Genomic DNA, 24,144 nt, shown 5'->3' on the forward strand with positions numbered 1-24,144 from the left:
GACCACTAGAATTATGCCAGAGATCATTATTCATCCCAATACTCCAATTCCTGGGTCTCTTCAAAAGCAGGAATAAATTTTGTCCTACCAAAATCCACTTCCTTGATGGTCACGTTTCTCTTTACCCAGTTCCCATGAGCATCATAGCTATATGAATACTTCAATTCCCGGCTCAGTTCATCATCTCTGAAGACCTTCTTGTGGATGACATTGTAATGCTTGTCATAGGTGTTTTTTTCATCAAGATGCTTGGCCCCATCAGGGGAAAGGGTGTAGTTTTCTTGCTGAATTAAATATCCGTTCTCCCAAGTCCGCTCCCAACCCATTTTCATACTATTAAACTCAGTGATATACTTAATGGTCCTGCCTTGCGCATTGTATTCATAAAATTGAGAGCTAACTAACTCTCCATCTTGAAATTTTAGTTCCTTGGTCAGATTACCTTCATCATCTTTCTCGTACCTAAAGGTTTCTTCACTGCTTCCATTATTATTTTCATTTACCATTTTTGTCACCTGCTCTTTTTCATTGTAATACACCTTCAAAATATTCACCAGACTATCAACATGGTAAGTAATCGTCGTGATGTTATTAATGGTATCATAACTGTAAAAAGGCTCGCTCTTTTCATTGTACAAGGGCTGCTTGTTTGTGATTTTCTTTAAAAGATTTTCTGCGTTATACTCGTATTCTTCCGTTGATGAAACTTTACCATTGTCTAGAAATCTCGTGTATTTGACGATCTTCCCATCCTTAGTGAATTTCATAAACCATTGAGGTACACTTTCATAGACATGTCCTTGCTTGGGACTGATAGTCCTATAGCGTTTCATGCTCTTAACCGCTCCAGAAAAATTGTAGAATTCCCGATCGTTCTCGGCATCATCATACTTGGGCCTAGGATGATTTGCCGATTCTGCGCAACTAGCGAGCAGAAGCAGAGTAAATAAGAAAGGGAATATGAATTTCATGAAGGGCGGTTTTTATAAGGGATTGGATTTCGTGCGTAAAATAGTAAACGCACAAAGAATCACCCAACCGATAAAACTCAGCTCGACTGCCCGCTGAGACAGACCGGCATACTCAGAATCGGCTAACCCAAAAAACAGGAGCACCAGAACCACGCTCAGTAACCCCAATTGAATCGATTGATTGGCAAAGCGCTTGTGGGTTTCGAATTGTCTTAGACCGCGACCGACCATAAAAATACAGAGCGGAACTGTAGCATAGGTCACGAAGCCAACCAGGTTATGGATGAACTGCGACAGACTCGGCTCTTTGGTAAACAAGCACCCACTGTCACAAGGGTAGAGGGAAACCACCACAGTAGCGAATCCATAAAAAATCCCAAGACCGATAAAACCCAATGTTGTTACCCGGGAACGCGGAAAAACGCTTCTTCCTGCAAAGCAAAACATGGCCAAGAGTAGACCACTGGGAATGTATCCGTAAAACCGCAAAGACTCCCCATACTCGGTATCGGTCGCATAGGATTCGCTGATCAATTGGCTTAGGGGGTCGTAGCCGTCTATTAAAATACCACCCCAAATAGCAGACCCTACAAAGAGCAGGACGCCGAGGATTCCGATTAAAAAAACAAAGGTGTTTTTCATTAAATAGGCTTGAAGGGGATAAAGACGAAGGGTTTAGAAATTAAGTTACGCAACTTTCTCCACTAAAGAGAGGGTGTTCAGCAAACAGTGCGCCAAAATCAAAGGCCAGAGATTTCTTCCAGAGAGCACGTAGGCTGTACCCATGACAAGGCCAATGATCCCCACGGTGATGGATCTTTCGGACAAGTCATAGGAATGTCGAAATCCGAAAATCGCAGCCTGAAGGAGCACAGCGAATACCGTGGCCACGATATTGGAAGAAAGCGCTTTCTCTATCCAGGAAATCAAGAATCCACGGTCGAGCATTTCTTCCAATGCAGATTGCAACCAGACCAAGGGTATAATCATTAAAAAATGAGTCCAACCTCCTTTTTCAAGCCCAAATTTGACCGACGCCTGCGCAGAGGAGGTGTCTGGATTTAAATCGAACGAAAGAAAGTCTTTGAGAATTTCGAAACTCATGATACCTACAACCGTTGCAATCAAGATCAAAACGGTTATTCCCAAGGTTTTTAGAAGCTTGGGTTTAGTTAAACCCAGGTCTTTCCAACTTATTGCTCGAGCACGCATTCGCCATGTAGCTACCAACAGAGTGGTCAAGGACCAGAACAGCCCATTAGCAATAAAATCCAACTGGTCAAAGTAGAGTTCTCGAATACCGAACATCACGCCCAAGTAGAGAACTAAATCCAAGGCATAGGCGGCCTTAGAGGGTATTGGCTGGGTCATATGGAAAAGGTTGATTTCTCCATAGGTAGGGATTTGACTGAATTTGTTACGCGTTTAAGCCTTCAACACCTTAAGGATATCCCGGTTCTCAAGGATGGACTTGTCCGTACCATCTAACCCTACCTGGAACATGGCCTTGGCCAAATCGGCGGAAGGAATACTCGCGTTCTTCCCGAGCAGTTTGATCAAAGGATACAACCAACGCGAGATGGTGTACATGAGATTCGGTTCTTTTCGCGCAACGCTAGGGTAGATATAAGCCGGACGAAAGCTGAAGAAGATCAATCCTAGTTCGGAGATTTGGTTTTCGGCCATGCCCTTGTATTTGGCAAAGCTCATCCTGCTTTTTTCAGTCCTATCGGCACCCTGCCCACTTAATAAACAGAATTTGGCCTTGGGGCTGTTCTCTTGAAGCGCTTGAGCAAAGGCCACCGCATAATCGACGGTGATCACCTTGAATTGATCATCCGGCACTTTACCGGTATAGACTCCAATGCAGAAATAAGCGGCATCCACATCCTTGAATATTTCGGCTGAGTTGGAATAGTCCGAAAAGTCTTCGATGAGTCTTTCTTGAAGCTTGGGGTGCCTTTTGTCTCCTGCCTTTCTTACCAGAGAAATGACTTTGGCCACTCTGTCTGAGGCGAGGGCTTCTTCGAGAAGGTGTCCTCCAACCATTCCTGAGGCGCCGGCGATTAGTATTTTTTTCATTGAGAAAAGTTGTTGTAAAAATCCATGCCTATTCTCTTATAAATATAGCGGATTGATTCACTTCGTTAATCCTCCTCACTGCACTCCCCTTTGCAAATACAAAGCCCAATGCTAACGAATGAAGAAGAAGAGGATTCATTTGCTCCGCAAATGTTCCTCACAACGCTCCGCGTTGAAAAACCCAAAAAGAAAGGATTGATTCACCTCGTTAATCATCCTCAATGCATTCCCCTTTGCAAATACAAAGCCCAACGCTAACGAGTGAAGAAGAAGAGGATTCATTTGCTCCGCAAATGTTCCTCACAACGCTCCGCGTTGAAAAACCCAAAAAGAAAGCTTCAATCACTCCCAAAAGAAAAAGCGAGCTTTTTCTTTGCTCGCTTTTCGCTTTCCCCTTTTTTGGGTTTTATTCGTGACCGCGGGAGGATTCGAACCCCCAACCCTCAGAGCCGAAATCTGATATTCTATCCAGTTGAACTACGCGGCCGTTTATGTTAGCTGCTTAGAAGCGTCTTTACAATGCCGGAGATGGTCTTCCCATCGGCTTTGCCTGCGAGCTCCCTAGAGGCCATTCCCATGACTTTTCCCATGTCTTGCATGCCGCTGGCCCCAACCTTTTCGATCGTGGCTTTAACGACAGCGGTAATCTCTTCTTCAGAGAGTTGCTCAGGCAAGAACTTTTCGATAACGGCAGCTTGTGCCAATTCAGGTTCAGCCAAGTCGGCACGACCCTGATCGTTGTAAAGGGCTGCACTGTCTTTGCGTTGCTTGACGAGCTTCTGCAAAAGCTTGATTTCTGCCTCCTCAGATAACTCTCCCCCTCCACCGGTTTCGGTTTGGGCGAGCAAGATGGCAGACTTGATGGCACGCAGTGATTCCAAGGCAACACTGTCCTTGGCTTTCATCGCGGCTTTTAGCTCTGTCATAACCTGTGATTGCAAACTCATGGGCTCTGTTTTAAGGAGGGCAAAGTTAAAAAAATAAACCCGAAAGCGAGAGCTTTCGGGCTTAAAACTCCCGTTAGGGAATACAAACTAAACACTACTAATCCACGTTGTCGTGCAAGAACGAATTGTTGGATCGCAGCTGCATATCCTCATTGCTGTCTTCGCTCAAGCTCGTACGTGAGACCTTTTGTTCCTTAGGGACATCCCCAAGGTCTACGCCTTGTCTTTTGTAGGCGGGTTCTTTCTCGATATCCTCGATGCTGTTACGGCGAAAACTGAACTTGTGGTTGAAGTCTTTCATTTTCTTCCGGCGATCGTCTACGCGCTCTTTTAAGATTTCATCGATGGAATTTTCAAAAGGATTTTCCTCAGCAGCCACCTCTCCTTGTGGATCTCCGGTGGAGGCTTCAGTTTCCTGATCAATTCTTTTTAGTACCGGCTCATCGGCAACGGCGGTTTCTTTTTCCTCTGCAGGTTGGGCACCGGCCAATTGCTTTTCAAGCTCCATATAGTCTTGCAAATCGAAGCGGGTCTCGCTGCTTTCTAGAGGCGGCGTTTCGACGATCTCATCCACTTCGATATACGCCTCCTCTTCCATGCTCATGGATTCGTCAGACAAATCAAAGGTGATGGTCGGCGCCTCGTCTTCAGCAACGATTTCTTCCTCTTCTTCAACAGGATTGTCAACAACCAAAGGCAATTCAAAAGCCAAAGCTGTCTGCTCCAATTCCTCCCGGTTCAAAACCTCTTCCGGCTCAACCACATCGATATCGCGCAGTTGCTCGCTGGTTTCGATGATGACGAACTCCTCTTCAGAAACGGCCTGGTCCAATTCGGTTTCCAGGGTCTCTGCGGGAACTTCCGCAGCAATTACTTCAGGCTTGACTTCCTCATAGACCACATCCAGGTTTCTGAGCTCATCTGTCGTGGGGACCAAACCCAAACCCCCAAGATCTTCCTTTTCTATTTCGGTGTCATCGAGTTGGTGCTTGATGATCACTTCTTCCTCTGCAGCAGCCGTCTGCTCAACCGCCACGTCAGACTCAACAGGAGCTGATTCGGGCTTAGCCAAGGCAGCCACTTTCTGGGCCCCGTCCAATTGGTGTACAATTTTCTTGGTCTCGGTGTTGACGATATCGTCTTGCTGATCTACATCAAATCCGGTAGCGATGACGGTAACCGAAATGGCTTCACCCAAGGTTTCATCCTCGCCAACCCCCATAATAATGTTGGCGCTGTAACCGGCTTCGACCTGAATGTAATCGTTGATCTCACCAATTTCGTCAATGGTAATTTCTTGTGTACCCGAAACAATAAGGAGCAACACATTCTTGGCTCCTTTGATTTTGTTATCGTTCAATAGCGGAGAATCCAGGGCTTCTGTAATCGCCTCGTTCGCACGCGTTGAACCACTTGCCTGAGAAGATCCCATGATGGCCGTTCCACTGTCGGAAAGAACCGTCTTGGCATCACGCAAGTCAATGTTCTGCATGTAGTGGTGGGTAATCACCTCTGCAATTCCACGAGCGGCAGTGGCCAAGACTTCATCGGCTTTAGAGAAGCCCGCTTTGAATCCAAGGTTACCGTAAATCTCGCGGAGTTTATTGTTGTTGATCACGATCAGAGAATCGACATTCTCGCGCAAACGCTCGATTCCAGCCTGAGCCTGCTTGGTACGCATGCTTCCTTCAAACTGAAAAGGAATGGTGACGATTCCTACCGTGAGGATATCCATTTCTTTAGAGAACTTAGCGATGATCGGCGCGGCACCTGTTCCGGTTCCACCACCCATACCAGCGGTAATAAAGACCATCTTGGTTGTTGGACCAAGCATGTTCTTGATGTCTTCCATACTCTCCATGGCAGCCTGCTCTCCGATCTCCGGATTAGCACCTGCACCAAGACCTTCAGTCAAAGAAACTCCTAACTGAATTTTATTGGGAACCGGGCTGTTTTGCAAGGCCTGGGAATCCGTGTTACAGATCACGAAATCCACACCGTTAATGCCCGCCTCGAACATGTGGTTAATGGCGTTTCCTCCGCCACCACCGACACCAATGACCTTGATCACGTTGCTCTTGTGCTTCGGCAGATCAAAGTCGATGTTGCTTATATCATCGGTTGTACTCATAGTCTATGCGTTGTGTGTGTGTTTGTATTATGGGGGGTTATTCTGCGTTCTCTAAAAACTTTCTCAGTTTATCACTCCAGCGCTCCAAAACGGTCGCTTTTTGAGCTTGTTCTGTCAAGGTATCCTGAGCCAGAGGCTCCGTTCCCAGTTCAGCTTGCACCATTTCCTCCCCTTCCACCTCCTCAGTTTCTTCTCCGACAATCTGTACCGGAGGGGGCAATTGACGATCTCTCTCGAGTGCGTCCATCAGCAAGCCGACCGCTGTAGCGTACAATGGGCTAGCGATATCTTCGTCCGAGTGTCCCGCGAGGTGCTCGTTCGGATAACCGATACGCGTATCCATGCCGGTGATGTATTCTACCAATTGCTTGAGGTGCTTCAGTTGACTTCCACCACCGGTCAACACGATCCCTGCAATTAGTTTTTTCTTCGGCTCGTCGTAGCCGTAGTTTTTGATTTCGACGTAAACCTGCTCTACAATCTCGACCACACGAGCGTGGATGATTTTCGACAAGTTTTTGAGGGTGATCTCTTTGGGCTCGCGACCACGAAGTCCGGGAATCGAAACAATCTCGTTGTCTTTATTTTCTCCGGGCCAGGCCGAACCAAACTTAATCTTCAAGAGCTCGGCTTGCTTTTCGATGATAGAACAGCCTTCTTTGATGTCTTCAGTAATGATATTTCCTCCAAAAGGAATAACCGAAGTATGCCTTATGATGCCGTCTTTGAAGATGGCCAGGTCCGTGGTTCCCCCTCCGATATCAATGAGGGCCACCCCGGCTTCTTTTTCTTCTTGACTGAGCACGGCCTTGGCAGAGGCCAGTGGCTCGAGTGTGATATTGGCCAGGTCCAGTCCTGCACTCTTGATGCAGCGTCCAATATTCTTGATGGAAGTGACCTGTCCGACCACCACGTGGAAGTTGGCCTCCAAACGTCCACCATACATCCCGATGGGCTGCTTAATTTCGGCTTGAGCGTCGACCTTGTACTCTTGTGGCAAAACGTGAATAATTTCTTCTCCAGGAAGCATGATCAATTTGTACACCTGATCACAGAGCAACTCCAAATCCTGATCGCTAATTACCCGCTCCGAGTTATCACGAGTGATGTAGTCGCTGTGTTGCAGACTACGGATGTGTTGCCCGGCAATACCGACCACCACTTCTTTGATCTCCAGACCCGAATCCGCCACCGCTTGGTCCACGGCGAGTTGGATGGATTGAATCGTTTGGGTGATGTTGTTCACCACACCACGATGAACACCCAGGCTCTTAGACTTGCCCATGCCCAGGACCTCAATTTTCCCGTATTCGTTTTCGCGGCCAATGATGGCTACGATTTTTGTGGTTCCGATGTCTAATCCGACGGAGTACTTAGTTTGTTCCATGCTCTTGTTTTTTGGTGCAGACGACTTGCTTCCTGAATTCCAGACTTACTTTTTCGTAGTCCCTCATCCCTTCTGCCTTAAGCGACTGGGCGTAAAAGGCCTTGAACTTTTGAAATTTGTTAGCCAAGCGATCTGCATTCCCCAAATGCAAACGATAATCCTCGCTTCTCAACTCAACCTGTAGTCGTCTTCTTCTGCGATATGAATACCAATCACGTTTTTCATCAAAAACGAATCGGTTTGCACCTCGGTCAGTATACGATGAACAGCCACTAAGGTGGCCTTATTCACCTTCCCGGTGATCAAGGGCACTCTTGCCGTAAATTGTTCGGACAAGGGCATGCGCTGTCCCGATTGATCGAGGTAGAATGATTCTACAAGAGTCTGAACCCTTCCGATCGGCTGACGCTGCCTCACTTGGACGACCATAGAGCCGGTGTGAGTAAGGAAGACTTGGGCATTATCAACCATAGGATTGGCGTTGATTTCCTCTTCTATGGTATTCAAAACTATCTGATCTACAGGGAGGTTTCTTAGGCTTCCATGATTTTGTATCAACAACTTATCAACGGCATCTTCTGTAATATATAAGTTATTGTCTCCGAGGAATTTAACTTCAATATCTTCTACGACCCGGAGTTGATATCTATGCCCCGCAAATCCGTACAATCCCAAGACGATCACGGCGAGCAATCCCAATTCCCAAAAGGCGGTTTTACGCTTCATATCCCAAGGCGTTTTTTACGGTTCTTACTTCTTTTCCTATATCTCCTGCTCCGAGCATCAACAGGAGCTCGGGCTGGTAGTTTTTAATTTCATCGATCAAAGCCTCTCGGGCGACCAACGCCTTGGTTGGAGTCTTTACTTTTTCGAGGAGCGCAGAAGAGGTTACCCCAGGAATGGGCTCCTCTCTTGCTGGGTAAATCTCCATCAAAAAGACGGCCTCAAAACGGCTTAAACTCTCCGCAAATTCGGTTTCAAAATCCTGGGTTCTACTAAACAAATGAGGCTGAAACACCACCAGGGTTTTCTTGGCAGGATACCACTTGCTCACCGCTTCGTACACCGCATCGATCTCGGTGGGGTGATGGGCGTAATCGTCAATAAAAACGAAATCCGATTCCCGCACTACATAACTGAAGCGACGCTCTACTCCTTTGAAGCCTGCCAGGGCTTCAGAAAAATCCATGGCCGGACAGATCTGATCTGCCAACGCCCAGGCCGCTGCGGCATTCAGCACATTGTGACGGCCAGGCTTGTAGTAGCGTACTCCTTTAAATTCCTTTTTGGGGGTATGAAAATCAAAGCGATAACCACCGTCGACAATCTCCAGGTTGAGGAGCTGGTAATCGGCTCCCTGCTCAAACCCATAACTCAATCCTTCGAGCGGTAAGCCCTGGCGTACGATTAACTGACCTCCCGGTCTTAGTTTTTCGGCAAAGGCCTTGTAGCTTTCTTCCATGGCCTTGGGATCGCCATAAATATCGAGGTGATCGGCATCCATATGGGTTACACAGGCGTGAGAAGGTGAAAGATGCAGAAAGGAACGATCAAACTCATCGGCTTCGACCACTGAATAGGTGTGGCCCTTCATCAAAAAGTTGCTCTGAAAGTCTTCGGATACCCCACCCAGAAAGGCGACAAAGTCCTGCTTGTGGACATTGAGAAGGTGCGCTAAAATGGCGGACGTTGTCGTCTTTCCATGGGTTCCAGCCACTGCCAAACACTGTGTGTGTTCGGTGAGTTTGCCCAATAGTTCAGCTCGCTTCATCAAGCGAACTCCTTGCTTCTCAAAATGCGCGAAATAAGCATTGGAGACGGGCACCGCCGGGGTATAAATGGCCCAGCATTTGTCGGCCTGGTTAAAGCCTTCCTCCAGCTGTTCCGGTCTAATGTCATAATCAATCGCTATCCCCTCTGCTTCCAGGGCCTGGGTCAATGCGGTTTGGACCCGGTCGTAACCGGCAACCCGCAAACCCAACTGCTTGGCATAGCGCGCCAAGGCAGACATCCCAATACCCCCAATACCGATGAAGTACAAGCTGTCGATATGTCGCAGGACTTGTTTCATGAGGCGGGCAAGAGTTTAGCGATTTCATCCACGATGTCTTCTGTCGCTTGTGGACGGGCAAAACGGCGAATGCCTTCTTGCAAATTCTGTTGTACAGTGGCGTCGGTCAAAAGCTCCTCCATACATTCTTGGAAGCGGCTATTGAGTTCGCTTTCTTTCAGCATTTTGGCCCCACCCACCTCGACGACTGCCTGGGCATTCTTCGTCTGGTGATCCTCAGCAACATTCGGAGAAGGGATCAAAAGCAAGGGCTTTCCGACTAGAGCTAATTCAGATACAGAACCGGCACCGGCTCTGGAAATAATGATGTCAGCCGCAGCATAGGCAGATCCATGCGATCCACAAAGGGCATGACCTGAACGGATTCTCGGCTGTATTTTTTATAATCTTCGGCATAGAACTTTCCACACTGCCACAGCAGTTGAACCCCTTGGGCTTCAAAGAAGGGGAGCTCTTTTTCGATCAATTGATTCACGCGCCGAGCTCCCAGGCTTCCACCCAAAATCAAGACGGTCTTTTTAGCGGTATCCAAACCAAAAGCTTCCAGAGCTTCGGCCTGCGCCGGTAGAGGTTTCAACAAATCCTTACGGATTGGATTTCCGGTAAGTACCAGACGATCAGCCGGAAAAAACCGCTCCATATGAGGGTAAGCCACACAGATGACGGAAGCGCTTTTCGCCAGTAGCTTATTGGTTACTCCGGCATACGAATTCTGCTCCTGCAAGATAAAGGGCACCTTGGTTTTGGCGGCCATTTTCAGCACAGGTCCACTCGCAAATCCTCCTGTTCCAATGGCGACATCCGGCTTGAACTGGCGGATGATCTTTTTGGCTTTGGACAGACTCGACAGCAGCTTAAACGGAAACACCAAATTGGCCCAGCTCAGCTTGCGTTGAAATCCACTGATCCAAAGACCTTGGATGTTAAACCCAGCTTGTGGCACCTTTTCCATTTCCATCTTATCCTTGGCCCCCACAAACAAGAAATCTGCATCGGGGTAGCGTCGCTGTAACTCCTGACCAATGGCTATGGCCGGGAAAACGTGCCCCCCGGTTCCACCACCTGATATGAGAAACTTATAACTGCCCACTGAGTACTTCTAATGGATTGTGTTCGGATTTTTCGGTTGGGGTTGGAACCACTTCAGATTTGTCACTGGCACTGAGAATAATACCGATGGCCAAACAGGTCATCCAAATCGAGGTTCCCCCCATACTGATCAGCGGCAAGGGCTGGCCCGTTACTGGGAACAACTGCACCACCACCGCCATATTGATCAAGGCTTGAAAAACGATGGGCAAGCCCACTCCAAGCACTAATAATTTTGAAAAAATGGTCTTGGCGCTATTGGCCACAACCACGATGCGAAACAGCAGGAGCATATAGATAAAGAGCAGCAGACCTCCTCCTAAAAAGCCATACTCTTCAATGATGATCGCATAGATAAAGTCGGAACTACTCTGGGGCAAGTGGTTCTTGGTTTCACTCTTTCCGGCTCCCTTCCCGACCAAGCCTCCATTAGCAATCGCGATTTTGGCAAAGTTGGCCTGTCGCTGTGCGTCCTGAGTGGCTTCTTCAGGATTCCAAAAGGTATTGATTCGGGTTTGCCAGGTCTTGGCACGACCCGGAAGATCGTCTTTTGGGGTTATACGGAGCGTATAGACAAACAGAGAGAGCACCAGCAAGCCCGTCCCACAAATGGCTCCCAAATACTTCAGCGGATACCCGCCCAAAAAGCAGAGCAACAACACCAAGGTCATCAGAATAGCCGCGGTCGAAAAGTTCTCCGGCAGAATAAGCCCAACGGTAACCAATACCGGAAACCACAAAGGTAAAAGACTGTCTTTAAAGCTGATGGTTTCATCCTTAGTCTTGGCCAAAAAACGCGCCACCCAGACCATCAAAACCAAAGAGGCTAGAGTAGAAGGCTGAAAACGCAGAGAAACCACCGGCATGACAATCCATCGGCTGGCACTTTCCCCTTCCGAGGTGGCACCAATAGCCAAGGGCAAGACCAAAAGGGCAATCGAAAATGGCAAAGCCATAATCGACAAGCCTTTAAAATAGCGTGTAGGGACACGGTGAACCGCATAAATGATTCCAAAGCCCAAAACCAACAGCAAGCCGTGTTTCATTAGAAACTCAAAGCTGGTTTTGTTCCCCATCAACGCCAATTTGGTCGTAGAGCTGTAAACGGGCAAAAACGAAAAGAGGGCCAATAGGGCAACCAGTCCCCAAATGGCTCTATCTCCTTTCAAGCTTTTTATCAATCCAATCATTTTCGGGTTCTCGTGTTGTGTTCTATAGTTTTCGTATGGCCGCTTTGAACTGTTCTCCGCGGTCCTCATAATTTTTAAAAAGGTCAAAACTGGCGCAAGCCGGCGACAACAAAACGGTATCGCCTTTTTGAGCCACCTTATTGGCGACCTTGACCGCCTCTTCCATGGAATAGGTCTCGACCATGAGATCAGCCACCGGGCTGAAGGTGTCCACCAGGCTCGTATTGTCCATCCCCAAACAGATGATGGCTTTTACTTTTTCCCGTACCAAAGGCATGAGCTCCATGTAATCGTTTCCTTTATCTACCCCACCAGCAATCCAAACAATGGGTTTTTTGATGCCTTCCAGAGCATAGTAACAAGCATTAACATTGGTCGCTTTGGAATCGTTGATGTACTCTACCCCGCCGATGCGCAACACCTTTTCAAGACGGTGTGGCACCCCCTGAAAGTGCTGAATGCTCTTTCTCAGCTCTTCTTTTCGTACATTGACCAGCAGCGAAGCAATGCTTGCCGCCATGGCGTTTTTCTTGTTGTGTAATCCTTCGATAGGCAGAAGTCCTGCGTCCATATCCATTGTTTTATCATTCACAGAAAACCGAATCATTCCGTTTTCTAAGTAAGCCCCTTGCTCCAGTTTTTCTTTCACGGAGAAAGGGATTGGGGTAGCCCGAGTCGGGTATTTTTTTAATCCTTCCCGAATCACCGGATCGTCATAATCGTAGATCAGGTAATCGGTTTCTTTTTGGTTCCGGGCAATTCTGAATTTAGAAGCGATGTAGTTCTCGAACTCGTAGTTGTAGCGATCCAAATGATCTGGTGTGATATTGGTAATCACGGCGATATGGGGTCTAAAATCCCGTATCCCGTCCAGCTGAAAACTGCTGATCTCCAAAACGCCATAGTCAAAGCCTCCTGCAGCCACTTGTCCTGCCATACTGATGCCCACATTACCCATTTTCGCAGCAGATAGGCCCGCTGCATCCAGCAGGTAATAAGTCAGCTCAGTAGTGGTCGTTTTGCCGTTGGTCCCGGTAATGGCGATCCACTGGGCATCGCTAAACTGGGCGGCAAATTCAGGTTCAGAAACCACCGCGACTCCTCGCTTTAAAAGCGCTTGGATCAAAGGCACCCGATCAGGGATACCCGGTGATTTCATCACCACATCGGCCGATAGAATCAGCGACTCCGTGTGTTGCTTCTCTTCAAAATCAATCCCGTGATGTAAAAGAACGTTCTTGTATTTTTCTTGGATCTCAGAGGCATCCGATACAAACACCTCGTATCCTTTTTGTTTTCCTAACAGAGCGGTCCCTACACCACTCTCTCCAGCGCCGAGCACCACCAACCGCATGGCTAGCGAATCTTAAGGGTTACTACACTGACAATGGCCAGCAGTATGCCCACAATCCAAAACCGGGTTACGATTTTGCTTTCGTGAAAGCCTTTCTTCTGAAAATGATGGTGAAGGGGAGCCATCAAAAAGACCCTCTTCCCTTCCCCAAATCTTCTTTTGGTCTGCTTGAAATAACCTACCTGTATCATTACCGATAGGGACTCCGCGAAAAAGATTCCACACAAAATGGGAATCAGTAATTCCTTGCGAACAATGATGGCGATCACGGCAATAACGCCACCAATGGTCAAACTCCCCGTATCACCCATAAAAACCTGGGCCGGATAAGCGTTGTACCATAAAAATCCAACCAGCGCTCCAACAAAAGCGGCGGTAAAAATTACCAACTCCCCTACATTTGGGATATAGAGGATATCGAGGTAATCCGAAAAGAGGACATTCCCCGAAACCCAAGCGAAGAGGGTCAAGGTGATGACAATTATGGCCGAAGATCCAGCCGCCAAACCGTCAATTCCATCGGTTAGGTTAGCCCCGTTCGAAACAGCCGTCACGATGATAATAACCGCGGGTATAAAAATGAGCCAAGCGTACTGCTCCATCTCTGGAGAAATCCAGCTGATCAAGTCTGTATAATCGAGCTCGTTGTTTTTGAAAAAAGGAAGGTTGGTCTTCAATGATTTAGACCCTTCAGCAACCACCTCCGTTTGAGCGGAATCTCCTGTTACATTTTCTTTGATGGTCACAGAAGGATGGAAGTACATCACCAGACCCACAACCAGCCCAAGTACAACTTGACCAAGAATTTTAAAACGACCCTTGAGCCCCTCTTTATCCTTTTTGAAGGTCTTGATGTAGTCATCGATGAAGCCGATGACACCCATCCACAACATACTGACAATCAACAACCAAACATAGATATTCGTTAAATCCCCAAGCAATAAGACGGGAACCAAAGTCGATAGAATAATAATGATCCCACCCATGGTCGGTGTACCTGCCTTTTCGGCTTGTCCAGCCAATCCCAAATCGCGGATTTGCTCCCCAATTTGTTGTTTACGCAAATAGGTAATGATGTTCTTGCCGTAGACACTACCAACCAATAAAGAAATCAATACGGCCAAACCCGCTCGAAAAGACAAGAACTTGAAAAGTCCTGCTCCGGGCAGCTCGTATACGCGTTCCAAATAATCAAAGAGGTGATACAGCATAACTAGTTGGATAAGATTTGGATGATTTCTTTGTAGTCATCGAACTCCGTCCGTACGCCTTGAACCTCTTGGTAGGTTTCATGCCCTTTTCCGGCAACCAAAACAATGTCGCCATCCTGAGCCAAACTGCATGCGGTCTTGATGGCCTCGCGCCGGTCTTCAATCATCAAAACCTTCTTCTTGTTTTGAATTTCGACACCCGCTTCCATCTGATCCATGATGCTTCTGGGGGGTTCGCTTCGGGGGTTATCCGAAGTAAAAATCACTTTATCACTGAATTCAGAAGCGATATGACCCATAACCGGACGCTTAGATTGGTCACGATCACCACCACACCCCACTACGGTGATGACGTTTTCATTTCCAGTCCTCAATGCACTGATGGTTACCAGCACATTTTTAAGCGCATCCGGTGTATGGGCATAATCAACTATCGCTTGAATTTTCTGGGGTGAAATAAAGTATTGAAAGCGACCATCAACGGTTTCTAGTTCGCTGATCAATCGCAAGGTTTCTATTTTGTCTAGGCCCAACTGATCGGCGACGGCATAGATCGCCAGCAAGTTGTAGGCATTGAATTGTCCGATGAGCTTGCTCCAAAGCTCGTTGTCATCGAGCTTGATCAGCTGCCCGTTAAACTGGCTTTCGAGTACCTGTGCCCGGTAATCCGCATAGCCTTTTAAGGCATAGGTAAGCTTGCGAGCTCGGGTGTTTTGCATCATCACCAAGCCGTTTTTGTCATCGGTATTGACCAAAGCGAAAGCGGTTTTCGGCAACTGATCAAAGAGTCTTTTCTTGGTATCCCGGTAGGCGGCAAAGCTGCCGTGGTAATCCAGGTGATCGTGCGTGAGGTTGGTAAAGACCGCTCCTGCAAAATGCAGACCCTCAATGCGTTTTTGATCAATTCCATGAGAACTGACTTCCATAAAGCAGAATTCAACTCCTGCTCCACACATCATGCTCAGGTATTTATTGATCGACAGGGGATCCGGTGTGGTATGGGTCGCAGGGTATTCCTTTGTACCGACCAACACCTTGATGGTCGATATCAAACCTACCGAATAACCTGCGCTGTGAAAGAGCTCGTGAAGCAAGGTGGTCGTGGTGGTTTTACCATTGGTACCCGTTACCCCAACCAACTTCAAATTCTTCGATGGATTGTCGTAAAAGTTGGCTGCCATAACAGAAAGAGCCGTAGCGGAATGCTTGACCTGTACATAAGTCACTCCCTCCACAGTTTGCTCAGGAACTTCTTCACAAACAATCGCACGAGCCCCCAGCTCTAACGCTTTACCGATAAAGTCGTGTCCGTCCGAAACCAAGCCACGTACCGCCACAAAGACATCTTGATCTCCGACTCGACGGGAATCAAATTGTACCTCTGCAATCTCTACTGCCGTATCACCGGAAACAGCGTCCAGGCTTACACCATACAATATGTCGCGCAGTACTTTCAAGAGAGCTTCAATTCAATTTTTCGGGTTCGATCTACCGGTGTACCCGGCTTTACAGACTGTTCTTTTACTTTTCCATGGCCTTTAATCACCACATTTACGCCCAGGTTTTCGAGAAGAGCAAGAGCGTCCATCCCACTCATGCCCGTCAAATCCGGGATGCGTTTGAGTTCTTTTTCTGCCATTGCGAAATAGGAGGCGTAGTCATCTTCCATGGCCGGTTCCGAGATTTCGCCTTCTTCCCACAACAATTCGTCTTGGTAATGGGTACTGATCTTCTCGGCTATCTTTTTGAAAACAGGACCTGCTACATCGGCCCCGTAGTATTTCTTGCCCTCTTTATTGGGTTTGTGGATCACCACAATACAGGAGTAGCGAGGCGCTTCCGCTGGAAAATAGCCCGCAAATGACGCGATATACTCCAAGTCGTTTTTATCACCAGTAGTGTAGTTGATTTCACTGGTTCCGGTCTTTCCGGCAATGCTAACCACTTCAGTGCGCATATTCTTCGCTGTTCCGTAGGGCTTCTCGATGACATCGCGAAGGAGCTGCTGAGCTACCTTCAAACTGCTGGGGCCGCAAATCTTCTTTTTTAATACGTGCTTTTTGTAGCGCTTGACCAGGCGTCCCTTCTCTCGCGTTTCGCTAATAAAGCGAGGACGAATAAGCTCGCCGTCATTGGCCACAGCGTTGTAAAAAGCCAAGACTTGTAGAGGCGTCAATTGAATTTCGTAGCCGTAAGCCATCTGGGCCAAAGTAATACCCGACCACCCCCATTCACCCGGGTAACGCAGGAGAGGTTCCGACTCCCCTTCAATCGGCACCCCTAGAGAACTCGTCATTCCCAAACGACCCAGGCGTTTGAGGTACTCTTTGGGTTGGTCCTTAAAGTTCTCGTGAATCAATTGAGCAAAGACGGTGTTTGAAGACACGGCAAAGCCTCGACCCAGGCTGATTGTTCCGTAACCTCCTCGGTGCGAATCCTCGACGGTCTTCCCGGGAATACGGTATTTTCCTCCGTTAGTATCAAATACAGTGCTGCTGTCCGCCACCTGGGATTCCAAGGCAATAAGCAAGGAGGCCAGCTTGGCCGTTGATCCAATATCGTAGCGCTCCCAAACCGCGTAATTTCTTTTCTTCTCTGTATAATCCTTGCGGTACTCGTCCCAACCGAGGTTGGCTATGGCTTTAACCTCTCCGGTTTGGACTTCCATCAGGATTGCGGTACCGTGTTCTGCATTTTTGGCCACCAGCTGCTCCTTCAAGGCATGGTGAACAATGTCTTGCATATGCATGTTGAGGGTTGTGACAACGTCCTTCCCCTCTTGTAATTCTACCACATACTCCGACCCAACAGGCTTCCAGAGTTTATTCGAAATTTTTTGTTTTAGGCGGCGTCCTTCAACCCCTTCCAGGTAATCCCGACCCAAAGTTCCATCCAGTCCGACGCGGATATAGGTCCCATCATCGTTGCGAATCTCTTTTCCGATCGTTCGCTCTGCCAGGGGATTCATAGGATATACCCGCTCTACCCGTGGCTCAAACTTAAATCCACCCTGCATCCCTTTATTCAGTAGCGGAAAAGTTTTGAAACGCTCATACATCTGGTGATCGACATTGAGCATGAGAACTTCGTGCTGATCATTGCGGGCCCGGGCTTTGCGAAACTGCATGACCAATTTGTCAGCGGATTGCCCGGTCACCTTGGCAATGGAATCACAGAGTGGTCCAATATTGTCATTAAAGAAAGAAGCCGGCTTAGGATTCACCGGATCAAAAAACAGATCGTATTTATTGACTGAAGCCGCCAAGACATGACCGTCTTCCGAGAACAGGTCTCCACGGTTTGGCTGCACTTTGACCACAGACCGGATACGGCTTTCTGGAATCTTACCGAGTTCCTCTTTGGGAATCATCTGGATCTCCATCAACCGCACGATGATGGTCATGGAGAAGAGCAAAAACAGAACTGCCACCAGATAGAGACGCGTATTGATATGTTTTTCGGTTATTGCCATTAAGTGTTCTCTTCGGCTGGTTTAAGGTTGACTTACGATTTGAATCTTGGCCGGCGGTTGCTCTGGGACACCCAATCCAATCGGAGCCAACTCCTCTTTTAATCGGGACTCCAACAGCAACTGCTGGATTTCTCTTTTGTGTTTTACTTGTGTGCTTTTTAGGGTTTTGACCTGCTGGGTCAAATCCGCTATGTGATGTACTTTTTTATCGGCTTGGTGACTGCTGGCAATCATCAAAGCAGCCAAAACAGAAGCGAAGAGCAAGAAGCGCCAGTTCTTGGACGCCTCATCGCTGACCAGGAAATTTCCTTTGAGTATGTCTAGAAGTCCTTCCTTTACCATGTTGTTCGTTCGGCTATTCTGAGTTTGGCGCTACGCGCCCGGTTATTTTGATTGATCTCGTCCTGGTTAGGGACGATGAGCCCTCCTACTTTTTTAAAAGGGACCAGTTGATTTCCGTAGAAATCTTTTTCTGCCTCTCCTTCGAACTTTCCATCCCGGACAAATCGCTTTACTAACCGATCTTCTAATGAATGGTAAGAGATCAGCGAAATACGTCCTCCGACTTTCACCAGCTGAGGCAGTTGCTGCAAAAAGGTTTTTAGCACCCCCACCTCATCATTTACTTCTATTCGGAGCGCCTGAAAAAGCTGAGCCAATTCCTTGTTGACTTTGTGCTTAGGAATACTCCCTTCCAACAACTCCCGGAGTTCCAGGGTGGTCGAAATAGGCTTTTGGGTTCGAGCCTTGAGCAGCATTCGGGCCAGTTTTGGCGCCTGACGCAATTCTCCATAGTCCCGAAAAACCCGAATCAGCTCTGCTTCGCTGTATTCATTAACAACATCTGCAGCACTCTGACCTTGGGTCGCATCCATCCGCATATCCAGCTCGCCGTCGAAGCGAGTCGAAAACCCCCGATCCGGGGTGTCAAACTGGTGAGACGAAACGCCAAAGTCACCTAAGACTCCGTCCACCTGCTGGACGCCATGAAATTTTAAGAACCTATTGATATGCTTAAAGTTGGCCTGAACCAGCTGAAACCTATCGTCATCTATCATGTTGCGAGCCGCGTCGGCATCTTGATCAAAACCGTAGAGCCTTCCTTCAGGTCCCAGTCGATCGAGTAAAGCACGGGAGTGTCCTCCCCCACCAAACGTCACATCGACATACACACCCTCCGGCTTGACATCAAGCCCATCCAAGGACTCCGTCAACAGTACCGGATGATGATAATCAGACATCGTCGGCGAATATCTCTTCCGCCAGGTCAGCGTAATTGTTTTGACCCTCAAGAAGAATGGATTCGTACTTGCTTTTGTCCCAAATCTCAATTCGGTCAATGGCCGAACTGAGCACTACTTCTTTGGTGATTCCAGCGAACGCAACAAGGTTCTTTGGAATCTGCAAGCGACCATTCTCTTCGATGGTTACCACCTGTGTGCCCGCAACAAAATTTCTTAAGAACGCATCATACTTGCGGTGCACCCTGCTCTTAGCACGTACTCTTTTGACTAATTCATCGTACTCTTCGCGGGGATACAACTCGAGACATTGCTGAAAAACGGATCGCTTAATCACGAACCTTTTTCGAGCACAGGCAACAACTGGGTCTTTAATCCCACGGGAAGAGATACCCTTCCCTTGGCATCGGCCTTGCAGTCGTATTGCCCGATCAAATTGGTCATTGAAAACGTCTTCTTTATGTATGACAACTCAAATATAGAAGAATTATTTCCACATTTTTCCACAAAAAAACACTTTTATTCACATTTTGGATTTTTTCGGTGTATTTCCTCACTTTTTCCCGTAAAACGGGGTGTTTGTGGAATTTTTCCAAGTCTGGACAGGACTTCAGAAGGGGACTAAGAAGATTTCTGAAATCCCTATATTTGCGGCTCCGAATCGGGAACTATATTCATGGAAGAGCAGCTCATCGAAGAAGGGAAATACCGCTACATTGAAGTAGGACAGGGCACCCCCGTTATCATTCTCCACGGCCTTATGGGCGGCTTGAGTAATTTTCAAGGGGTTACCAGCCATTTTCCAGACTTGGGATACCAGGTACTCGTACCCGAACTCCCGATCTACGACATGCCTATGCTCAAAACCACCGTTAAAAACTTTGCGAAGTTTTTGGCAGAGTTCATCGAGTACAAAGGGCTGGATAAGGTGATCCTTTTGGGCAACTCCCTGGGAGGTCACATCGGATTACTGCATACCAAGATGTTCCCTGAAAAGGCGAAAGCTCTTGTCATAACAGGAAGTTCAGGGCTTTACGAAAGTGCCATGGGTGACGGTTATCCCAAACGTGGTGACTACGAATTCATCAAGAAAAAAGCCCAGGACGTATTTTACGATCCGGAGATCGCGACCAAAGAAATCGTCGACGACGTATACGCCACCATCAACGACCGCAAGAAGCTAATCAAAACCTTGGCTATTGCAAAGAGTGCTATTCGCCACAATATGGCCAAGGACCTACCAGACATGCATACGCCTACCTGTATTATCTGGGGAGAGAACGACACCGTGACTCCACCCAATGTGGCGGAAGAATTTCACCAACTTCTACCGGACTCCAACTTGTTCTGGATAGAAAAATGCGGACACGCCCCTATGATGGAGCACCCTGACCGCTTCAACGAAATCCTGGAATCCTGGCTAAAAGACCGTCAGTTCTAGATCCTTTTTCTAATTTAATTACCTAATTCTAGAGTACCCGCCCATGGACGTTCGTCATGCTGAATTTGTTATGAGCAATACCGAGGTGGCCAAATGCCCCAAGGAACCTCTGCCTGAATACGCCTTTATCGGGCGGTCGAATGTAGGCAAGTCTTCGCTCATCAATATGCTGACCAACAAAAAGCACCTGGCCAAGACCTCATCGCGTCCGGGTAAAACCCAGTTGATCAACCACTTTAAAATTAACCAGAGTTGGTTTTTGGTGGATCTTCCAGGCTACGGATATGCCCGGGTTTCCAAAAAACAGCGCAAGACCTTTCAAACCTATATTACGGATTACTTCAAAAAACGAAAGCAACTCGTCTGCGCTTTTGTTTTGATTGATATCCGACACGAAGCACAACCGATTGACCTGGAGTTTATGGAGTGGTTAGGACAGGAAGGCATCCCTTTTGCCATCATTTTCACCAAAGCGGATAAACTCAAACCTCAGGCACTTGAAAATCAGGTTCAGGATTACCTCAATGGATTGTTGGAAGGTGCATGGGAAGAGGTTCCTCCACATTTTACCACCTCCGCAGCCAACCGCTTAGGCAAGGAAGAAGTACTGAACTACATCCACCAGATCAACACCCAATTGCCAAAAGGGTAAACAAACTGCGGCAAGAAATTGTACCTTAGAAGGCAATCAACCTGGCCATTGTCTTTACAAAATACCCTTATCGCCATCTTACTCAGCATTGGAGCCGTTCAAGGACTGGTCTACGGCATTCGACTGCTGCGTAAAGAAGAACGTCCCAAGACCGCCAACCAACTGTTGGCCTGCATCCTTTTCTTCCTTTCTTACCGCCTTTTGATTCAAGTCTTACGTCTATTTGGTTTGGGGCACTACGACACCTGGTACTACTTTATGATTGACATGGGCTGGATCAATGCTCCCCTGCTCTACTTTTACGTTCGTGCTCAGGTCGAAAACAATTTTAAGTGGAAAAAGAAGCACCTGCTGCACCTGATTCCGTTTGTGTTACAGGTCAGCATCAGCATTTTTGTTCGCTTACAAAACCTCTACTGGGACGGCACCAAAGACAGCCTGAGTACTATGGGCTACTACGGCTATGCCATTTGGATGAACATGCCCACCAATTACGTGATCGCCTCCCTGTTGATCGTCATTTACACGACGATTGCTCTTGGCTTGATTAAAGAAAAAGAAGAGCACACCGACCCCGCTCTTAAAAAATGGCTAACCCAGATGATGCGCAGCTTTCAGATTTACTTTGCGCTCGTTTTAGGGACTTTACTCGTGGACTTCTTGCTCTTTGAAGATGCCCAGTTCATGTCTTATTTCTACTTCACCCAATTTTTCTACTTCCCTTTCTTTATTGGTATGGCCGGACTCATTTATTGGCTTGGGTTTTCTGGCTACCACAAAAATTTCAAAAACACTAGTCGAAAATCCCTGAAAGAAGGAGAAGAAGCCCAACTGAAACGGCTTGCCGAAAAGCTTCATGTGGCCATGCAGAAGGAACAGCTTTATAAAGACCCGGAACTTTCCCTAAACAATCTGGCCGATAAACTAGAGGTCAAACCTTACCTCCTAAGCCGCTGTTTTAGTCACGTCCTCCAACTAAAGTTCAACGACTACATCAACCAACTTCGCGCCGAGCAGATCAAACGGCTGGCAAGCCTACCCGAAAACAGCAAATACACCCTGCTCAGCTTGGCTTATGAGGCTGGATTCAACTCCAAGTCTTCCTTCCAACGGGCCGTCAAAAAACACCTGGGCATTTCTCCCAAAGAACTGCGTAAATCGGAATAGTCAATTCATTAATTGAATTGTTTAAAAGGGGTCATCCGGCGAATTGGAACGACCTGAAGCCCGCTATGTTCTAGGTTTGCCTCAGTGATCTCCAAGACGGGGTATCCTTAAATTTTAAAAATAAACCCATATGAAGTCCTTAATTCTAGGAGTACTGACGCTCCTCTCATTCAGCTTAGCACAAGCCCAAAACACCCATTCAAACTCCCCATATCAATTTATCGGGGAATGGCAACTCGATATGACTCCGAATGATTCCACAGACAACAATTTTGCGATCATGCACATCGAAAAAGTAGACAGCAAAGGCTTCTACGGAGTCTTTTACCGAGAAGGTGTACAAATTGAAGAGGGGCGCATCAATTCCCAAACCGGTCATCTCTACGGAGCCTTGGTTTCGAGAGATAATTCCGGCAGTTACAATACCAGTTTTTACCTCAAAGAGGGCAAGCTGTATGGGTCGACCCATGCGATAGACCGGGATTTTTTAGCCGTCTGGACCGCCACAAAAAAAGAGTAGTAAGTCAATTTACAGTTTCATGCCGGGAAGAATTTCTATCTTCTCGGCATGAAACATTTCCTGAGTATCCTTTGTTTGTTCCTTCTCTTTAGCTCTTGCGACCAACTCAAAAAGAAAGAAGAAACTCCTACTCCCGAACAGGCAGAAAAAGACGAATTTGACAAATTATTCGAACAAGCCACCCCTGTTTTTGATTCTGCCCACTGGGCCAGGCAAGAAAGCCTACGAGCCGAGGAATTGGCCAAAGAGAACGACACCAATAGTTATTACCGAACCGATCTTTACCAAAAGATCCACCAAAAAGTACTGACCGACGATCTCTCTATAGACGACAGACGATTCATTTGCGATAGTGTGCTGGAGCAGTCCCGAACATTGAGTGACCAAGGTTGGTCCATGATGGACAGTATTTTGCAAGCCCTCCCGAAGACTCATAAAAACAGGCTCTTTTTTGAAGCGCTCAGGGCAGACCATTTAGGAGCCAGTCACCGAGCAGGTCCAAAAGGGATTCTCTACGGATTGTATCGTTTTAGTCCAGACAGCATTGCTTCTTCTACCTCTTTGTCGACTTACGAATTGTCCGAGGGCAATGAATGGGAGGCTGTTATGAGCCCGGAAGCAAAATGGTTTGCGGAACTCAAGGATTCCCTTTATCCAGAAGAACAAGAGTATCAAGTTGAAAAAGTGGTGGATTACAGTCTCGTGTTAGGTCAGTTAGCAAAATCAGAAAAGTTGTCTTTTGAATCGATCTCTCCCAAAGGAATGACCACCAATACCTTCGATGGTTTGTATCACTACTGGAATGAATGCGAAGAATCCTCCCGTTATCTGATCAGGAATCAAAAGGAATCATCCGAGGCCATTCTTGGAAGCAAGTATTCGTTTGATTTGGAATTCACTAGCGATTCTACTCTGGACACTCAAATCCAGCAACAGTTTTGGTATATGGATGAATGCGCAGACTGTCTTACCAATTTCCGGGACCAGGTCGTATTTGCCAAATTCAAGGATGTTCCCGTGGTCGCCACCTACTTTGGACAACGTTATATAGCGTCGCAAGGTAAAACAGGAAAGCCCTACACTTTTAACCGAACCCTTTTTCTGATAGGACCTAACGGAAAGCTCTATCCCCTATGGACGGCCTCTTACGATAACTTCTTTTGTTCCTGCCTGTAGGACGTTGATCAACTGAAAAAAAGAAAGGGCCTCATGTCCGAT

The 24,144-nt window shown here is 47.3% G+C and carries 24 protein-coding genes, 1 tRNA gene and 1 pseudogene; 5 read left to right on the top strand and 21 right to left on the bottom strand.

The window, feature by feature from the left end:
- Positions 1-26: 26 nt before the first annotated feature.
- The 21 genes and pseudogenes from BST99_RS08020 to BST99_RS14955 form a co-directional block, all read right to left on the bottom strand.
- On the bottom strand, positions 27-971 hold the full coding sequence (locus BST99_RS08020; protein ID WP_146106245.1) for a hypothetical protein: 945 nt from the start codon (positions 969-971) through the stop codon (positions 27-29).
- A 12-nt stretch (positions 972-983) separates the two neighbouring features.
- Positions 984-1,613, bottom strand: a complete 630-nt coding sequence (locus BST99_RS08025; protein WP_105001337.1) for a DUF998 domain-containing protein — start codon at positions 1,611-1,613, stop codon at positions 984-986.
- Positions 1,614-1,658: 45 nt separating this feature from the next.
- Positions 1,659-2,342 carry a CPBP family intramembrane glutamic endopeptidase gene (locus tag BST99_RS08030; protein WP_105001338.1) on the bottom strand — a complete coding sequence of 228 codons (684 nt, stop codon included), beginning with the start codon at positions 2,340-2,342 and terminating at the stop codon, positions 1,659-1,661.
- A 54-nt stretch (positions 2,343-2,396) separates the two neighbouring features.
- Positions 2,397-3,053: an NAD(P)H-binding protein gene (locus tag BST99_RS08035; RefSeq protein WP_105001339.1), complete on the bottom strand. Its 657-nt coding sequence runs from the start codon at positions 3,051-3,053 to the stop codon at positions 2,397-2,399.
- 413 nt (positions 3,054-3,466) lie between these two features.
- Positions 3,467-3,540: transfer RNA gene (locus BST99_RS08040), tRNA-Arg, on the bottom strand.
- Positions 3,541-3,547: 7 nt separating this feature from the next.
- Positions 3,548-4,000, bottom strand: coding sequence for a GatB/YqeY domain-containing protein (locus BST99_RS08045; RefSeq protein ID WP_105001340.1), 453 nt, complete (start codon positions 3,998-4,000; stop codon positions 3,548-3,550).
- A 97-nt stretch (positions 4,001-4,097) separates the two neighbouring features.
- The gene (ftsZ, locus tag BST99_RS08050; RefSeq protein ID WP_105001341.1) at positions 4,098-6,131 is read right to left on the bottom strand and encodes a cell division protein FtsZ; all 2,034 of its coding nucleotides are present in this window, start codon (positions 6,129-6,131) and stop codon (positions 4,098-4,100) included.
- Between the two features lie 37 nt (positions 6,132-6,168).
- The gene (ftsA, locus tag BST99_RS08055) at positions 6,169-7,518 is read right to left on the bottom strand and encodes a cell division protein FtsA (RefSeq protein ID WP_105001342.1); all 1,350 of its coding nucleotides are present in this window, start codon (positions 7,516-7,518) and stop codon (positions 6,169-6,171) included.
- Complete coding sequence (locus tag BST99_RS14630; protein WP_245916219.1) at positions 7,505-7,690, bottom strand: hypothetical protein; 186 nt, start codon at positions 7,688-7,690, stop codon at positions 7,505-7,507. Before BST99_RS14630 ends, ftsA begins: the two co-directional genes overlap by 14 nt.
- Positions 7,687-8,244: a cell division protein FtsQ/DivIB gene (locus BST99_RS08060; protein ID WP_245916220.1), complete on the bottom strand. Its 558-nt coding sequence runs from the start codon at positions 8,242-8,244 to the stop codon at positions 7,687-7,689. The genes BST99_RS14630 and BST99_RS08060 overlap by 4 nt, the downstream gene beginning before the upstream one ends.
- Positions 8,234-9,589: a UDP-N-acetylmuramate--L-alanine ligase gene (locus BST99_RS08065; RefSeq protein ID WP_105001343.1), complete on the bottom strand. Its 1,356-nt coding sequence runs from the start codon at positions 9,587-9,589 to the stop codon at positions 8,234-8,236. Before BST99_RS08065 ends, BST99_RS08060 begins: the two co-directional genes overlap by 11 nt.
- Positions 9,586-10,679 (bottom strand): annotated as a pseudogene (gene murG / locus BST99_RS08070) (undecaprenyldiphospho-muramoylpentapeptide beta-N-acetylglucosaminyltransferase). The gene BST99_RS08065 and the pseudogene murG overlap by 4 nt, the downstream one beginning before the upstream one ends.
- Positions 10,666-11,868, bottom strand: a complete 1,203-nt coding sequence (locus BST99_RS08075) for an FtsW/RodA/SpoVE family cell cycle protein (RefSeq protein WP_105001344.1) — start codon at positions 11,866-11,868, stop codon at positions 10,666-10,668. The pseudogene murG and the gene BST99_RS08075 overlap by 14 nt, the downstream one beginning before the upstream one ends.
- A gap of 22 nt (positions 11,869-11,890) precedes the next feature.
- A complete protein-coding gene (gene murD / locus BST99_RS08080) occupies positions 11,891-13,222 on the bottom strand; it encodes a UDP-N-acetylmuramoyl-L-alanine--D-glutamate ligase (RefSeq protein WP_105001345.1) in 1,332 nt (443 codons plus the stop codon).
- 2 nt (positions 13,223-13,224) lie between these two features.
- Entirely contained in the window at positions 13,225-14,433 is a 1,209-nt protein-coding gene (gene mraY, locus BST99_RS08085; RefSeq protein ID WP_105001346.1) for a phospho-N-acetylmuramoyl-pentapeptide-transferase, read from the bottom strand.
- 2 nt (positions 14,434-14,435) lie between these two features.
- On the bottom strand, positions 14,436-15,890 hold the full coding sequence (locus BST99_RS08090; RefSeq protein WP_105001347.1) for a UDP-N-acetylmuramoyl-L-alanyl-D-glutamate--2,6-diaminopimelate ligase: 1,455 nt from the start codon (positions 15,888-15,890) through the stop codon (positions 14,436-14,438).
- The gene (locus BST99_RS08095; protein ID WP_105001348.1) at positions 15,887-17,905 is read right to left on the bottom strand and encodes a penicillin-binding protein; all 2,019 of its coding nucleotides are present in this window, start codon (positions 17,903-17,905) and stop codon (positions 15,887-15,889) included. Before BST99_RS08095 ends, BST99_RS08090 begins: the two co-directional genes overlap by 4 nt.
- A 21-nt stretch (positions 17,906-17,926) precedes the next feature.
- Positions 17,927-18,247, bottom strand: coding sequence for an FtsL-like putative cell division protein (locus BST99_RS08100; RefSeq protein ID WP_105001349.1), 321 nt, complete (start codon positions 18,245-18,247; stop codon positions 17,927-17,929).
- On the bottom strand, positions 18,241-19,146 hold the full coding sequence (gene rsmH, locus BST99_RS08105) for a 16S rRNA (cytosine(1402)-N(4))-methyltransferase RsmH (protein WP_105001350.1): 906 nt from the start codon (positions 19,144-19,146) through the stop codon (positions 18,241-18,243). Before rsmH ends, BST99_RS08100 begins: the two co-directional genes overlap by 7 nt.
- The gene (locus BST99_RS08110) at positions 19,139-19,483 is read right to left on the bottom strand and encodes a division/cell wall cluster transcriptional repressor MraZ (RefSeq protein WP_317046136.1); all 345 of its coding nucleotides are present in this window, start codon (positions 19,481-19,483) and stop codon (positions 19,139-19,141) included. The genes rsmH and BST99_RS08110 overlap by 8 nt, the downstream gene beginning before the upstream one ends.
- Positions 19,480-19,590, bottom strand: a complete 111-nt coding sequence (locus BST99_RS14955; RefSeq protein ID WP_317046137.1) for an MraZ N-terminal domain-containing protein — start codon at positions 19,588-19,590, stop codon at positions 19,480-19,482. Before BST99_RS14955 ends, BST99_RS08110 begins: the two co-directional genes overlap by 4 nt.
- 232 nt (positions 19,591-19,822) lie before the next feature.
- Between BST99_RS14955 and BST99_RS08115 the strand changes: the two genes are divergently transcribed.
- From BST99_RS08115 to BST99_RS08135, 5 genes are all read left to right on the top strand, one after another.
- On the top strand, positions 19,823-20,587 hold the full coding sequence (locus tag BST99_RS08115; protein WP_105001351.1) for an alpha/beta fold hydrolase: 765 nt from the start codon (positions 19,823-19,825) through the stop codon (positions 20,585-20,587).
- A gap of 43 nt (positions 20,588-20,630) precedes the next feature.
- Positions 20,631-21,239 (top strand): ribosome biogenesis GTP-binding protein YihA/YsxC, encoded by a 609-nt coding sequence (gene yihA / locus BST99_RS08120; RefSeq protein ID WP_105001352.1) that lies wholly within the window; start codon positions 20,631-20,633, stop codon positions 21,237-21,239.
- 48 nt (positions 21,240-21,287) lie between these two features.
- The gene (locus BST99_RS08125) at positions 21,288-22,406 is read left to right on the top strand and encodes a helix-turn-helix transcriptional regulator (RefSeq protein WP_105001353.1); all 1,119 of its coding nucleotides are present in this window, start codon (positions 21,288-21,290) and stop codon (positions 22,404-22,406) included.
- A 130-nt stretch (positions 22,407-22,536) separates the two neighbouring features.
- Positions 22,537-22,926 carry a hypothetical protein gene (locus tag BST99_RS08130; protein ID WP_105001354.1) on the top strand — a complete coding sequence of 130 codons (390 nt, stop codon included), beginning with the start codon at positions 22,537-22,539 and terminating at the stop codon, positions 22,924-22,926.
- Positions 22,927-22,974: 48 nt separating this feature from the next.
- Positions 22,975-24,102: a hypothetical protein gene (locus BST99_RS08135; RefSeq protein WP_146106246.1), complete on the top strand. Its 1,128-nt coding sequence runs from the start codon at positions 22,975-22,977 to the stop codon at positions 24,100-24,102.
- Positions 24,103-24,144: the final 42 nt, after the last annotated feature.

It is taken from the genome of Aureicoccus marinus, assembly GCF_002954325.1.
In the GTDB taxonomy this organism is placed as follows: domain Bacteria; phylum Bacteroidota; class Bacteroidia; order Flavobacteriales; family Flavobacteriaceae; genus Aureicoccus; species Aureicoccus marinus.

Excerpts from the sequence above, each read along its gene's own strand:
- rsmH (WP_105001350.1), bottom strand. The coding sequence starts at position 19,146 with ATGTCTGATTATCATCATCCGGTACTGTTGACGGAGTCCTTGGATGGG.
- murD (WP_105001345.1), bottom strand. The coding sequence starts at position 13,222 with ATGCGGTTGGTGGTGCTCGGCGCTGGAGAGAGTGGTGTAGGGACCGCT.
- BST99_RS08060 (WP_245916220.1), bottom strand. The coding sequence starts at position 8,244 with ATGAAGCGTAAAACCGCCTTTTGGGAATTGGGATTGCTCGCCGTGATC.
- BST99_RS08030 (WP_105001338.1), bottom strand. The coding sequence starts at position 2,342 with ATGACCCAGCCAATACCCTCTAAGGCCGCCTATGCCTTGGATTTAGTT.
- BST99_RS08025 (WP_105001337.1), bottom strand. The coding sequence starts at position 1,613 with ATGAAAAACACCTTTGTTTTTTTAATCGGAATCCTCGGCGTCCTGCTC.
- mraY (WP_105001346.1), bottom strand. The coding sequence starts at position 14,433 with ATGCTGTATCACCTCTTTGATTATTTGGAACGCGTATACGAGCTGCCC.
- BST99_RS08115 (WP_105001351.1), top strand. The coding sequence starts at position 19,823 with ATGGAAGAGCAGCTCATCGAAGAAGGGAAATACCGCTACATTGAAGTA.
- yihA (WP_105001352.1), top strand. The coding sequence starts at position 20,631 with ATGGACGTTCGTCATGCTGAATTTGTTATGAGCAATACCGAGGTGGCC.
- BST99_RS08065 (WP_105001343.1), bottom strand. The coding sequence starts at position 9,589 with ATGAAACAAGTCCTGCGACATATCGACAGCTTGTACTTCATCGGTATT.
- BST99_RS14955 (WP_317046137.1), bottom strand. The coding sequence starts at position 19,590 with ATGACCAATTTGATCGGGCAATACGACTGCAAGGCCGATGCCAAGGGA.
- ftsA (WP_105001342.1), bottom strand. The coding sequence starts at position 7,518 with ATGGAACAAACTAAGTACTCCGTCGGATTAGACATCGGAACCACAAAA.
- ftsZ (WP_105001341.1), bottom strand. The coding sequence starts at position 6,131 with ATGAGTACAACCGATGATATAAGCAACATCGACTTTGATCTGCCGAAG.
- BST99_RS08100 (WP_105001349.1), bottom strand. The coding sequence starts at position 18,247 with ATGGTAAAGGAAGGACTTCTAGACATACTCAAAGGAAATTTCCTGGTC.
- BST99_RS08035 (WP_105001339.1), bottom strand. The coding sequence starts at position 3,053 with ATGAAAAAAATACTAATCGCCGGCGCCTCAGGAATGGTTGGAGGACAC.
- BST99_RS08075 (WP_105001344.1), bottom strand. The coding sequence starts at position 11,868 with ATGATTGGATTGATAAAAAGCTTGAAAGGAGATAGAGCCATTTGGGGA.
- BST99_RS08020 (WP_146106245.1), bottom strand. The coding sequence starts at position 971 with ATGAAATTCATATTCCCTTTCTTATTTACTCTGCTTCTGCTCGCTAGT.
- BST99_RS08130 (WP_105001354.1), top strand. The coding sequence starts at position 22,537 with ATGAAGTCCTTAATTCTAGGAGTACTGACGCTCCTCTCATTCAGCTTA.
- BST99_RS08045 (WP_105001340.1), bottom strand. The coding sequence starts at position 4,000 with ATGAGTTTGCAATCACAGGTTATGACAGAGCTAAAAGCCGCGATGAAA.
- BST99_RS08135 (WP_146106246.1), top strand. The coding sequence starts at position 22,975 with ATGAAACATTTCCTGAGTATCCTTTGTTTGTTCCTTCTCTTTAGCTCT.
- BST99_RS08095 (WP_105001348.1), bottom strand. The coding sequence starts at position 17,905 with ATGGCAATAACCGAAAAACATATCAATACGCGTCTCTATCTGGTGGCA.